Raw genomic sequence first — 13824 nt, forward strand, 5'->3', positions numbered from 1 at the left:
TCCTATTACCAGCCAATCTTGGCTTTTTGACGAGTTTTGCGGATCTCTGTTTCATCTGCCCACTCAATGAGTCCGCTTTCTAAATCGAGTAAACGTAAGGTGAATTTGTAATAGACATCGGCAACATCTTTGTTGGTTTTCACTATGCTTGATAGGTTCCCATACAGCATGTATTGCGCACCGGTTTGTTTACCAAACGACACGGCTTTATTTTGATCTACCATTCCAGAATCGTTTTGAAAATTGAGTTGCGCTTTGACTGCATCGACACGAGTCATGTCTACAAAGCGAAACTTTCCTGAACGAAGCAATTTAGTCGAGATAGAGTCTGTCACAGATTCAGTATCGATGTGTTCGCTGGTTTTATTTTTAATTCGCTCAACAAATACAACAGGGCGGTTGTTTTGAGTTAAGGTGCCGACGACAGGAGAAAGCAGCATTGAATCGGTCATTTCATTCGCCATTTTTTGTAAATCAGTGGAACCAAAACTGATGTCGGTTGTTTCGACGGCATTGGCATCACCGTAACTGACAACGGCACGGTTTGCACAACCCGATAGTGTTAGAACACTGATTGCAAGCGCGCTAATTAAGTATGTATGTTTCATCTGAATTTCCTTTTTTAAAAGCGTTGAAGTTGTGTGGCCACTTCACGAATATAAAGTTTAAAATGTGTAGCTTGTTTGTTTTTAGCTAAACCAGTTAATTGGGTATGTTGTCCACCATGAAGATCAATAGCTTGCCAATTTTGCTTGGTTGCATCGATTTCAAATCCTGCGCTATCAAACCAACTAAACTGATATTGTAGTTTTTGCGATTTATGATAATCACTTTTCACAGAGACGTTCACTTGTAGATAATCATTATGATAGCGTGCTAAGGACTGTGTTAAATGCAATCGATTGGCTAATGCTGAATTGTCGATTGAGATGTATTGCTTTAATTGCTCTTGATCTAATGATTTTGTGGTTGCGGGGATCAGTGATGTACCCACTCCAGTCGTGATTGGATTATGCACACAGCCTAAGCTGATAACGCAAAAGGTCGCGAGCAATATATGCTGAGAGAGTTTCATTCAAAATCCTTATAAATAACTAGTTTCAACATTAAAGAGTTGATCGGCGGTATAAATAGTCACTAACGTCACCCCTTGATGTTTTGGATTAATAGCAACAGCATGGCTGTGGCCACGGTAATGAACCAACAACTCGTCTGTATTATCAGACAACGGGCTGGTAATTATTTGTGCGTTAGCAGGTAAAGTTAACCAGCTTCGTGTATCTGCACGTTCAGAGGCGATGTTGTACAGAGTTGCTAATACATTTCCTACGTCACCGCCTTCTTTAGCCAGTTTTTTTCTAACTTGTTCTTTTGCAATCAATCGAGCGGTTTGACGGGCAATGAGAGTCGGCATTATTTGTTTTAAATTGGCTGCAGCCAATGCTTGAAAATCAACTAATGGCTGGCTATTCAGGTTTGATCCATTGAGTGAAATACTGATAGGAACACTCGGTTGAGCTTGTGAGTAAGAAGGTAATGCCACACTGTAAAATCGCATCTCACCTTGGCTTGTGTATATGGGTAAATTAATGTTTTGTTCTTGTTTTTTTGGGATCAGTGATTGTTCGATTAGAACGATTAATTGATTGTCTGAATCATGGATGCCCTTATTGCCAAGAGTTGAATGCTCTTCGATCCCTAACTGTGAAGACAAACGCTCGACTTGCTGTTGTAAATAAGCGTTAGTTGGATTAAGTGCGAGTGCTGATTGATAGGAAATATAAGCATTATTAGCCTCATCAGCACTTTCGAGTAAAATCGCTGAAAGTACGGCTGTATAGGGGTTATCGATCCCTTTAAGGTCATTTCCTATTATGCGGTCTAATTCAGCGTAGGTATTGGATAATGAATCTAAGGTAACGGATTGCGTGAGTTGTTGATTAACTAAATCGAGTTCCTGATCTTTGAGTGCCCGCTGCTGTACTTGATAAGCTTTTCGGGCTTCAATCACTGCAGACTCAATGTTGTTCATGTACAAGTAATTTAATGCTTGGTAATGGTGCACCATCACTTGTTCGTAATAAGGGAGCGTATACTCAAGAGCGGTATCATTCGTCACCAAAGCACTAATGTGCTGTGTGGTATTGCTAATTTGAATCGCTGCTTTTAACTCTTCTTGTTTCAGTATGTCGATAACTTCAGCAAACACAGTCTCGCTGTGAGCGTAGTTTTTTGCAAAGTGCGCTGTTTTAGCGTGTTCAAGTAACGACACAAGATAATTGTTTGAACCTTTAGTATGCTGCGAAAGTGTAGTGAGTGCTTGTTGTGGTTGATTGGCATTAATTAATTGCCGTGTGGGCGTTAATTGTTGGCTATAAGTTGAAAATAAGTCACCAAATTGCATCGATGCACAACCATTAATGGCTAAGCACAGTCCAAAACACATTATGTGCGGTAATTTTATAAGGCGCATACAACTCAGGAGTCATTTAAATATACGTTAATTCTAACTGATTAAACTGAACCGTAGGTTTATAAATGTAGGCAATTTGTAAAAAATCGTAGCGCCAACACACAGACGAATTTTTACAGATATTATTTTCTACGAGCCAGCTTTGTGATGAGGATTATTAATTAGTATATGCTAGAATAAGCGCCCTTAAATCTGGAGCTTTATATGATCAATAATTTAGTACTTCGTCGTTTACGTTACGCCTTAAATCTTCGTGAAGACAGCATGCAAGCCTTATTTTTACTTGCAGGACATAAAATCAAGCCATTCTCTATTAGCTGCTTACTTAAAAAAGAAGATGAAGAAGGGTACATAGAATGTACAGATGTTGTATTGGAAAAGTTTTTAGATGGGCTCATTATTGATAAACGTGGTGTTAGAGAAGAGCAGCCCGATACCACAACAGTACCGAGTACTGAACGCGTACGACTGAATAACAACATTATTCTTAAAAAAATCCGAGTTGCACTCGAGTTACGCGAAGAGGATATGCTTGAGGTGATGAAGTTCGCAGATTTTAGAGTGACAAAAGCTGAGTTAGGTGGCTTATTCCGTAAACGTGGCAGTCGAAACTTTAAACCATGTGGCGACCAATTTATGCGTAATTTCTTAACTGGCTTGTGTTTGAAATTTCGCCCTAAAGGGTAAATGATCAAAAAGGAGAGCGTTGAGCTTTCCTTTTTTGTTATAAACCGCTGTTTTTCTCAATTAATTGGTAACATTCTCATTATTGCTTAAAGTGAACTATATTCAATACTCATATACGGAATTGAATCTAATAGGTGGCACTTTATGGCAACAAACAAACCGATTAATCCTCTGTTAAATAAATCTTCAAGAACAGCAAAGCCAATAAGTACGCCCACTCAATCAACTGCTAGTGATGATTTCGATATCATTGTCAAAGATCCTGGAAAATCAACAGGATCAGAAGATGAAGTACAACGTTATTTTACAGAAAAAGACATCAATAAAATTTTACGTAATCTCGACCAACTCCGTAATGCCATCTATCCTGACCATCAAGTGTCTGAAGACAGTACTGAATTACCCCCAAATTTTCCTTCTGTGTGTTTAATTGGTCTTGGTCGCTGTGGCTCTAATATTGCACTAGATGTTGCATCATTGGTACACGATGCGCGAGATTACTATTTAGATCAATATCATGATGATCTATCAAAAATAAAAGAAGCTGAAAACAAACCTCTTAAATGGATCCAACGCAGTATTCGCCTACAAGCAGCCAAAGTGTTTCGGCCCGTATTTTTAATTGAACCGTTAGTCATGCTGGGTGATTTAGATAAAGACATCGAAGGGCGGATCCGTTTTTCATCTAAAGGGAGTCAAAACGGGTTTTTAAATAGCTATAATAAGCTACGCATTATGGATTTATCAGAGGTGCATGCCGGTGGTGCGGGTAATGCGCCTATCCTTGGCCAATATTTAGCGAAAATAATTCTTAACAAACAAACAGAAGATTTTAATAATGCAGAGTGGAAGTCAATCCATTCCTATTTAATTGACTCTTGTGGCATTAAAGCAAATCAATCACGTCTTTATTTTTATATATTTAGTGCCGGTGGTGGTACAGGCTCTGGAATGGCGTCAGAGTTTGGCTTAGCTCAGCAATATTCTTACATTAATAAAACCTTCGATACAAAAATATATAAAGAGGCAATATCTCAAAGCCAAGCTTTTGTATTTGAACCTATTTTTACCAGTGGGATTTGTATTTTACCGAATATTTCTGATCATAAAGAAATGTCTGAGGCATTACATATCAATGCGGGTCGATTATTGTGTAAATATTTAGCTGAAGAGTGGTGTTTCTCATATGATATGCACGCTGATGACAGTCAAGCTGCAGTTAAAAACCGCTTGCGTCCTTGGAATGCGATGATGTTGATTTCAAACGACATTATGCGTTATGCCGAGCAAAATGATGCCACAAGTGAAATGCAATACATTGATGTTAACTCAATGGAAAAACATGCAAATCAGTACATTAGCCAACAAATTTTTAATATCTTAACGGCGCAATCTGTTACGACTGATTATGATCAAGATTATTTTAGACGTGCAGGTATTGATATTGGGGAAACAATCCGCCTTGATGCCAATGATTTATTTATGAGTTTAGCGGGACCTGTCGCCATCGCATATGGGGAATCTGTGGTAGAAGACAATGTCCACGATGAGACTAAGAATAAAGGTGATGGAGGGAAAGGCTCGTTAGATATTGATGATTTATTTTTTAGGTCTATCGATTTACCACATTTCAATAAGCAAACTCAAGCCATTGAAGGGATCAGCTTATTACCTGTAGAGGCGCAAAATTATAAAGAAGAGTTAAAGCAGTATTTGGAATCTGGTTATAAAGCAGAGAATTTAAAAGAATTACATTTCTTTAAAAACTGTTCATCTGTCGTCTCTATTGTGTCATTGCCTAAAGATTACAAATTATCGTATCTGGACTTAAATAAATTAAAAATGCACCTGAATAATTTATTCCCAAATACAACGCTGAAACGCTATGCATTAGTTATTGGAGCATCGGCTAATCTGTCTATGACCACCTTGATTGCCAAAAGCCCCTGTTTAAGTGATGATTTTCTGACATTAATTGTGTCGTATATTAAGCGTTGCTTTGCTAAAAATGATTACCGCTTTGATGATACGTTAGACAATGCCATTATTGATTTTATTCAAGAGCCTGATTTTGATGCCTCTAAACTCGAAGCTATGTTAGAAGATTTTGAAAATCCAGCCAAAATTCTAGATACCAATTGGTTTGCGATCAAACCTATGTATGAAAAGAAATATCGTGAATTAATCAATCAACCTAACCAATTTACGTCGATTAATGATATCCGCTTGTCGGTTGATTGCGTGAAAAATGCGATTCATTATTTACGTGAAATTTATCGTCATAGAATCAGTAAAACGCAAATTATCTCCCTCAATCCAAATAAAATTACTTTATCACAAAAGAAAAAATCTAATCAAAGTGATTAGAAATACGTGGATTTCGGCATAAAAAAAAGCAGCTTCACGCTGCTTTTTTTATAACACTGAGATTATGATTCGAAGCTTGGACGGCTTCTTTGCTCTGCACCAGCTTTAAAGCTGCGGACTGGCTTTTTATCACCACGATCATTGCGACGACGTGGTTGAGAATCACGACGAGGACGATCTGAGCGATCTTGACGAGGTGCACGTTGGCGGAACTCGGCATCAGCTGCTGCAGCTTGTTCTGCTGTCACTAAGCTTGGTGATATTTTACGTTTACGAATAAGTACTTGCTGTAATTTATCAAAAGCCGGTTTAGGCATATTCTTTGGTAAGTCAACATGAGTATGACCATCAAATAAACGGATTTGGCCGATATCATTTGAGTCAATTTTAATCTCGTTCGCAACAGCGCCGACGATATCACCAGGACGCACACCATGTGTACGGCCTACGTCAAAACGGTACGTATCAAAATCTGCGTTATCACGACGTGGACGTGGCGCACGTTCGCGGCGCTCACCACGCTCACCTCTATTATCACGGTCACGAGAACGATCATTGCGGTTAAATTCACGCTCAGCTGGGTCAGCTTTAGGGTGGAATGGTAACGCAATTTGGCTTTCAAACAGTAAAGCACTGGCTAATTCAAGCGGTGTCAAACTCGACTCTTCAGCCATTTTACTCACGATAGCTTGGAATTTTTCTAAATCATTTTCAGCAACTGATTTAGTTAATGCAGCTTGAGTACGTTCGATACGTGATTGACCTAATTCTTCTGCTGTTGGCATGTTGAATGTTTCAATCTTACCGTCTGTGATACGCTCTAAGCGGTGTAAACTGCGGACTTCACGATGTGATGCAAACAAAATAGCTTCGCCTTCACGACCAGCACGACCTGTACGACCAATACGGTGAACATACGACTCTGAGTCATGTGGTAAATCGTAATTGATTACATGTGTGATACGCGGAACGTCTAGACCACGTGCAACAACATCTGTCGCAATTAAAATATTGATTCGGCCAGTTTTTAATTGGTCAACAATACGCTCACGATCTTGCTGTTGCATATCACCATTAAGTGCAGATGCTTTAAAGCCTTTGCTGACTAAATGTTCAGCTAATACTAATGTATCGTTACGTGTACGAACGAATACAATCATCGCATCATAATCAACAACTTCAGCAATACGCTCTAAGCCAGTTGTTTTACCAATACGGCTTACTAACCACGATTTTTGAGTAATCTTTGGTTTATCAGATTTAACGATTTCAATTTTAACGTGAACAGGATCAGTTAAGAATTGATTTGTAATTTTCTTGATTGGAGCAGGCATTGTTGCTGAGAAAAATGCCATTTGCGTTTGTTCTGGAATTTGTTTAAGGATCCACTCGATGTCTTCTAGGAAGCCCATGTTGAGCATTTCATCAGCTTCATCTAAAACACATGCTTTAAGGTTATCTAACTTTAAACGACCTTTTTTGATGTGATCCATCATACGGCCAGGTGTACCAACAACTATTTGCGGGCCACGGGCTAAATCACGTAATTGTGGTGTATAAGATTGGCCACCGTAAACGGTTGCAACAAATAAACCGCGGATATGCTTAGAGAAATCAGTTAGGGCTTCTGCTACCTGAATTGCAAGCTCACGTGTTGGGCACACAACTAGCATTTGTGGTTGTTTTAAATCAGCGTCTAAACGTGATAATAAAGGCAGACCAAAAGCCGCTGTTTTACCAGTACCTGTTTGCGCTTCGCCGAGCACATCTTTACCTGCTAATAAAGACGGAATTGCTTTTGCTTGTATAGGAGTAGGACTCGTGTAGCCCATATCTGTAATAGCTTGAAGTACTGGAGAAAGTAGGTTTAATTGGTCAAAGCGAACTTGTGTCGTATCTGTCATGTATGTCTCTTATAGTATTGAAAACGTAAACGTTCTCATTATTGAACGAGGCAAAAGCCCTTAAAAGACATCCCCTTGACCTATCAACAGTCGCACTTCTCACCATGAATTAAGCAAAATGCTCATTCTATAAATGCGTAATCTCAGTCTTGATATGGCAACGTATCAATTATCTAATACGTGCATCAGGCTCTTTAAACCTCGGCTATTTTATCATTTTTTCTAAAATGATACCGACCTTGGCTTAAATAATCGTTTAAAAAATAAACAAGCACCTGTCGGAGTAGGTGCGCACTATACAGGGTTAATAATTAAAAGCAAGTAAGATATTTTCCTAGTTGCAATTACTAGGGTCTATGTGTAACCAATCAAAGGTTAGCTACGAAGATGAGGTTTACTATCGAATCGTGTAAGTAAACTAATCTCAACACATCGATGATTGTTTGGCTTTAAAAGCGAGCATTCTGTATTAAATATGTAAATTATGTAGCGCCGGTGTTATTGGTTATTTAATGCAACAAATATTATAAATATAACTAAACAATGTAGTTGACGGTTAAATTTCAACCTCTATAATGCGGTCGAAAATTGTTCATCTGTTCAGAAGGGTTCCAAATGTTTAAGTCTCTAATTACAGTATCTGCATTATTAGCATCAACACAAGTTGTCGCTTCAAACCAACATGATTTCATTGCAATGAATGAGTCTGTTGATACTCAAATCTGTATTGTTGCAGCTAAACAAGGTTTTAATGCAGCGCGAGATTTTGCAAGTGAGAATGGCCAGTATATTAGCCGTTACAACCCAAATTTTTATTGCAACGGTCAACGTATCAATGAGTTTTCAGCTAATTTCACCCGCGTCGCCTCGCAAGCTCAATCAGAAGTAAAGCAAGTGAGCTTATTTGCTGCAGATGAAAAACATGAATCAAATATATGTGTTGCAGCAGCAAAAGAAGGTTTAGCAGTCGTAAAATCTAAGACCGATGCAAAACAAATTAAATGCAATGGTGAGTCGATTACACGTTTTGTAAAACGTTATGCAGACAAAGTCGCTATTTAAAGCACTAGAGATAAAAAAACCGACATTTCATGTCGGTTTTTTTATGCGTGTTATTCAGTAATACGACGTAACTTAGCCCAATAAAAACCATCAAAACCGGTATTGGCTGGTGAAATAGTTTCAGATGCTAGTAATTCAAAGTTTTGGTTTTCAGCCAGAAATTTGTCGATTTGATCTTGATTTTCGCAAGGTAAAATAGAACAAGTTGCATAAACAACCTCGCCACCAACTTTTAACATTTTTGTGTATCGAGTCAAAATGTCTGCTTGTAAAGCAAGTAAATCGGGTAGGGTGACTGACATATCCCGATGCCATTTAGCATCCGGATTTCTTTTTAGCACACCTAGTCCTGAGCAAGGGACATCGAGTAACAGCCTGTCTGTACTTAGTTTTAAACGCTTGATTGTTTTGCTTGAAGTTATTAACCGAGTTTCAATATTATCTGCACTGGCTCTTTTGGCTCGCACTTTGAGTGTATCAAGCTTATGTTGCTCTATATCCATCGCTAATAAACGCCCTTTACGTTTCATTTGAGAAGCCAATCCTAATGACTTACCACCTGCACCGGCACATGCATCAATGACTTTGTGACCGGGTTTTACATCAAGCGCATTAAGAATTAACACAGAGCCTGGATCTTGCTGTTCAAAAAGTCCATTTTGAAAGGCAGTACTTTTGAATAAGCTAGAATTCGAGGTGATTTCTAACACGTTGGCTAAGTTAGGCACATCAATGGCGGTGATACCTTCAGCTTGCAATTGATTCTTGAGTGTTGCTTGGTCACCTTTAAGTGTATTAACTCGAATATAGCGCTTTGGTGGGAGTGAAAGGGCGGCTCGTTCTGCAGGCCATTGTTCAGCTAATTGTTCATGACCAAGCGTATCTAACCAATCAGGGCATCCGTCTTGTAACACCACATTTGTTGTTAAACTATCAATACGACTGTTAAATTCTCTCACTTGTTGCTCGGTATGCTGTATGTGAGACGGAGTTGCTAAATCGTTTAAAATAGACCAGACAACAAACAAAGATGCTTGATTTTCAATAAGTTTATCAGAAGTAATTTCAAGTATTGTTAAATAAAGATTTAACTTGCGTATGATACTGCCTACTACTTGGGTGATGTCAGCGTGTTCTTGACTAGTCAATTCCATATTCTGAAATTGATATGAATATGCCTTATCTAAAGCAAGTTGCTTGTTTACTACATCTTCTAAAATACGAATAGTAGAGTGGCAAACGCGAGGTGTAAGCACAAACTTTGACATGTTGAAAACCTAAAATAAAATTGTCGAAGATCATAGGTTTTTGACATTAGATAAGCAAGGTTAATTCACGCCATTTATTGGATTGAGAGAGTATTTATTGTCCGCACAGGATTTTATCCTAAACTAAATACCATCTTGTTTAATTTTGCGAATATCTATGAAGCCAAACTTTAACGCACCAGTGCCGATATCATCGCAAGAAAATGATCATATTATTGATTATATCAAAAGTCATAATGCCGCTGTATTAACGATTATGTTTACGGATATTGTCGGCTTTACTGAAATTACCGAAAAAAAAGGGGATCAGTTTTCAAGTCTCATCCATCAAGAGCATGACCAGCTATTGAGCGATATTATTGAAAAACAATACAGTGGTTTAGTTATAAAATTTATAGGTGACTCAGTGATGGCCATATTTGCAGAGCCTTCTGTTGGAGTCGAAACGGCCATTGCTATACAGCAGCAAATTAAGCAACTGACTGTGGATGATAAAGCATTATCAATTCGGATTGGCTTGCATGTGGGACAGGTATCCGTCGAAAATGATGTACAACTTGATATTTTTGGTCGGCATGTCAATAGAGCATCCCGTATTGAAAATTTAGCTCAGGGTGACCAAATTTTGATGAGTTATTCGGTATTTGACAGTGCAAGCGGTTGGTTAAAATCACAATCAAATCTCGCCTGGAAAGATCATGGTTTTTATAAACTAAAAGGGATCACAGAAAAAGTGAACGTGTTTGAAGTTTATTTACCAAGTACCAATTCAGCCAGAAAACCAAAACAAGGCGCAGTATATTCAGTTAACTTTATATATGTGTATGCGATTTCTTTTTTAGTGAGTATGTCTATATTTTATTATTCTTATCAAGAATACATTGTTCCTAAATTATTTTTTATTGAACAGCAGTCTAGTGAGCTTAGAATTGTGGATACTCATCAGCATGATGAACTTGTTGTCCTGGATGGGAAGAATCAATTTAAAAACAATGGTTTATTTAAAAGTGAATATCTACTTTATTATCCAATATCTAAGTTTGAAAGACAGTACTCAATCATTTCGGTCAATTACGGTGTTAATAATATCAACACTGATTACGATAGTTGGGTATTGCCACGGTTAAATTTCTATAATATAAAGCAAGGTATTAATAAATATAATCAAGAATTCGAAGTGTTATATTGGCAAGATGGAATAATGAAAATTCAAAACTTTTACTTGTCCATGACGATTGAAAAGATAAACAATTTAGTCGATTTCAATTTTGTTATTGAGAAATCTAACCATATCGATACATATAAAACAAAGATTGAGTTGTCAGAGAAAAGAATTGAGCATTTTGAAGATGAAATTATTTGGCAAGACTCACTTTTTAATTTGACCCTAAAAGCACATCAAACAAATGGTTCACTAACAGGAGAGCTTGTTGGTCACTTCAAATAGAATATTAACATCTTATAATTAAGATTATGTTAAATAAGCTATTATTTAAAACTAGCATGATAAAGTCCCTGCTAATTTAAATCTCGCCTGCATTTTTATGATCATCTTTGCAGTGTATTAACAGTTTTATATATAAATTTATGTCCAATACTAGACAGTATCGGACTTTAAGCGGATAATAGTAATAAATTCAGTTGATTATTATGTTCATTTCTCTCGTTGATACCTTAAAACAGTTACGATACCAAATAGCTCATTTAGATGATGAGACGTTACATTCAGAATACCCTCAACTGAATGAATTTTTGCGATCATTAACTTCCACCGTTCCTACCGTTTTGACTGAATTAAAGTTCTTATATTTATTTTTGTATGTATATGGCCGAAAGTCAGAATCTACTTTCAATCGTTTTAGGAACGAAATCGAACGATTTCATCTATGGGCTTGGTTAATTGCTGAAAAATCTGTTTTTGATCTAAAACGTGAAGACATTGAATCTTATGTGGAATTTGTGATTGAACCAGATAATGCATGGATAAGTGATTCTGTACAATGGCGTTATAAAGATATAAATGGTCAACGGATTGCGAATGATAAATGGCGACCATTTATGGTGAAAACTCACCGTATCAGTCAACAAACCATTTCATCTATGTTTACTGCGTTAAATGTTTTTTATAAGTTTGCGATTTTAGAAGAAAAAACGTTTGCTAATTTTGTTCCTGTAGTCAAAAAAAATTGCCCCTACTTGATTACCCAATCTCAGATTAATCAACCCGATACTTTAAGTGATATTCAGTGGGAATATGTATTTGGTATAACCAAAGATTTAGCTACTGAAAATCCAAACTTAGAACGCAACTTGTTCACATTGGCGTGCTTAAAAGGTTTATATCTTCGAATTTCTGAATTATCAGAACGACCTCAGTGGTCCCCTGTTATGTCCCATTTTTGGCAAGATAATGATGGTTTTTGGTTTTTACGTGTAATGGGTAAAGGAAATAAGTTACGTGATGTCACATTATCATCCGATTTTTTAGAGTATCTTAAACGTTATCGCCGTTATAGAGGCTTGCCAAGTTTACCGACAGTAGATGAACCTCATGCAATTATTCATAAATTGCGAGGACAAGGTGGCATGGAAGTTCGACAAATTCGCAGGCTCGTTCAGCAAAGTTTTGATTTAGCAGAAAAATCATTAAGAAAAGATGGATTCATTGATGATGCGGATCAACTGTGTTCAGCGACAGCTCATTGGTTACGACATACTGGTGCAACCCATGATGCACAATCGCGGCCATTAAAACATTTGTCTGAAGATTTGGGTCATGCAAAACTCGCAACCACTGACCAAATTTATATTCAAACCAACGTAAAAGAACGAGCTAAGTCAGGAATAACAAGGAAAATTTAGTGGAATATCTAAATCTAGCATTCATCGCTTTTGCCGCTTTTGTTTATTCAGTCACTTTGAGACAACTTGAGCATAATGAAATCACTGGACCCATGTTTTTTGTACTGTTAGGTTTTCTACTAACGTGGGTTGATCCTGTCATTGATATCAATTTTCTTAGTTCATCAATGCAATTAATTATAGAGTTAACGCTGGCAAGTGTTTTGTTTGTCGATGCTGCTAATGCTGATTTGAAAATATTACGACGCAATTACACCTACCCTCTTTTACTGTTAATAGTTGCACTCCCGTTGACGTTTATTTTCTCTGCATTGACGATGAATATATTTTTTACTTCACTGCCTTTTTTGTCATCCGCCTTGGTGGCAATAATTATTACCCCGACTGATGCTGCGTTAAGTCGCTCATTTTTAAAAGCAGAGTCTGTTCCTATTACTTTACGTGAAGGAATTAATACTGAAAGTGGTTTGAACGATGGGCTCTGTGTACCAATTTTTCTGTTTTTATTAGCCGCAGCAACACATCAGACGAATAGTAAACCATTAACACTTGCGGTTGAATTATTATCTCGAGAAATTGGAATTGCAATTTTTGTGGCTTTTATCTCGATGGCCATAGTGCTGTTAATGGTTCACTATTGTGAAAACAAACATTATTTTATCAATAAATCTAGCCCGTTTTTGTTTACTGCTATTGCGGTATTTATTTATAGTTTTACACAGGCGATTGAAGGCAGCGGATTTATAGCCGTGTTTATATCAGGTTTGATTTTTGATTGGTTTTATAAAGGTCAGGCTAAAAATAAATTTGTAAAAGATTCCGAGCAACTATCTGATTTTATGTCGGCCATCATTTGGTGTTTTTTTGGATTTACGGCATTCAATTTATTAGTTAACACGATTAGTGTTGCGATTATCTGTTATGCATTATTGTCTTTGACGTTTTTACGTATGTTGCCTGTCATTTTTTCTTTATACTTTACTCAGTTAAGTGTAAAAGAAAAAATAACTTTTGGCTGGTTTGGCCCAAGAGGAATGGCATCGATAGTCTTTGCGCTAATGTTATATCAATCTGAAATCGCAAATAAAGAATTTTTAGTGAGCATTTGTTTCACGGTCATTTTATTAAGTGTTGTAATTCATGGTTTATCCACTCAACCTATTATCAAACTGTTCAAGCAAAAAAAAGCTGAGTGAGACTC

At 37.2% G+C, this 13824-nt stretch carries 11 protein-coding genes; 6 read left to right on the forward strand and 5 right to left on the reverse strand.

Features of this window, described 5'->3' with window-relative positions; genetic code table 11:
- Window positions 1-5: 5 nt before the first annotated feature.
- The 3 genes from lpoB to PULV_RS21740 are packed head-to-tail and all read right to left on the reverse strand — an operon-like array spanning window position 6 to window position 2473.
- The gene (lpoB, locus tag PULV_RS21730; protein ID WP_086743382.1) at window positions 6-608 is read right to left on the reverse strand and encodes a penicillin-binding protein activator LpoB; all 603 of its coding nucleotides are present in this window, start codon (window positions 606-608) and stop codon (window positions 6-8) included.
- Between the two features lie 14 nt (window positions 609-622).
- Window positions 623-1075: a YcfL family protein gene (locus PULV_RS21735; RefSeq protein WP_086743381.1), complete on the reverse strand. Its 453-nt coding sequence runs from the start codon at window positions 1073-1075 to the stop codon at window positions 623-625.
- A gap of 9 nt (window positions 1076-1084) precedes the next feature.
- The gene (locus PULV_RS21740; protein WP_193332652.1) at window positions 1085-2473 is read right to left on the reverse strand and encodes a COG3014 family protein; all 1389 of its coding nucleotides are present in this window, start codon (window positions 2471-2473) and stop codon (window positions 1085-1087) included.
- Window positions 2474-2677: 204 nt separating this feature from the next.
- Here PULV_RS21740 and PULV_RS21745 point away from each other — a divergent pair, with 204 nt between their 5' ends.
- Both PULV_RS21745 and PULV_RS21750 read left to right on the forward strand, forming a co-directional pair.
- A complete protein-coding gene (locus PULV_RS21745; protein ID WP_193332653.1) occupies window positions 2678-3160 on the forward strand; it encodes a YehS family protein in 483 nt (160 codons plus the stop codon).
- A 144-nt stretch (window positions 3161-3304) separates the two neighbouring features.
- A complete protein-coding gene (locus PULV_RS21750) occupies window positions 3305-5527 on the forward strand; it encodes a hypothetical protein (protein WP_086743378.1) in 2223 nt (740 codons plus the stop codon).
- Window positions 5528-5589: 62 nt separating this feature from the next.
- Here PULV_RS21750 and PULV_RS21755 read toward each other — a convergent pair whose 3' ends face one another.
- Window positions 5590-7431, reverse strand: a complete 1842-nt coding sequence (locus PULV_RS21755; protein ID WP_086743377.1) for a DEAD/DEAH box helicase — start codon at window positions 7429-7431, stop codon at window positions 5590-5592.
- A gap of 615 nt (window positions 7432-8046) precedes the next feature.
- Here PULV_RS21755 and PULV_RS21760 point away from each other — a divergent pair.
- Window positions 8047-8493, forward strand: coding sequence for a hypothetical protein (locus tag PULV_RS21760; RefSeq protein WP_193332654.1), 447 nt, complete (start codon window positions 8047-8049; stop codon window positions 8491-8493).
- 50 nt (window positions 8494-8543) lie between these two features.
- On the opposite strand, the gene PULV_RS21765 is transcribed toward PULV_RS21760, so the two are convergent.
- Window positions 8544-9761, reverse strand: coding sequence for an RsmB/NOP family class I SAM-dependent RNA methyltransferase (locus tag PULV_RS21765; RefSeq protein ID WP_193332655.1), 1218 nt, complete (start codon window positions 9759-9761; stop codon window positions 8544-8546).
- 157 nt (window positions 9762-9918) lie between these two features.
- On the opposite strand from PULV_RS21765, the gene PULV_RS21770 reads away from it, so the two are divergent.
- From PULV_RS21770 to PULV_RS21780, 3 genes are all read left to right on the forward strand, one after another.
- Window positions 9919-11208 (forward strand): adenylate/guanylate cyclase domain-containing protein, encoded by a 1290-nt coding sequence (locus PULV_RS21770; protein ID WP_193332656.1) that lies wholly within the window; start codon window positions 9919-9921, stop codon window positions 11206-11208.
- Window positions 11209-11411: 203 nt separating this feature from the next.
- Window positions 11412-12623: a tyrosine-type recombinase/integrase gene (locus tag PULV_RS21775; protein ID WP_086743373.1), complete on the forward strand. Its 1212-nt coding sequence runs from the start codon at window positions 11412-11414 to the stop codon at window positions 12621-12623.
- Window positions 12623-13819 (forward strand): cation:proton antiporter, encoded by a 1197-nt coding sequence (locus PULV_RS21780; RefSeq protein WP_193332657.1) that lies wholly within the window; start codon window positions 12623-12625, stop codon window positions 13817-13819. Before PULV_RS21775 ends, PULV_RS21780 begins: the two co-directional genes overlap by 1 nt.
- Window positions 13820-13824 lie beyond the last annotated feature (5 nt).

It is taken from the genome of Pseudoalteromonas ulvae UL12, assembly GCF_014925405.1.
GTDB lineage: Bacteria > Pseudomonadota > Gammaproteobacteria > Enterobacterales > Alteromonadaceae > Pseudoalteromonas > Pseudoalteromonas ulvae.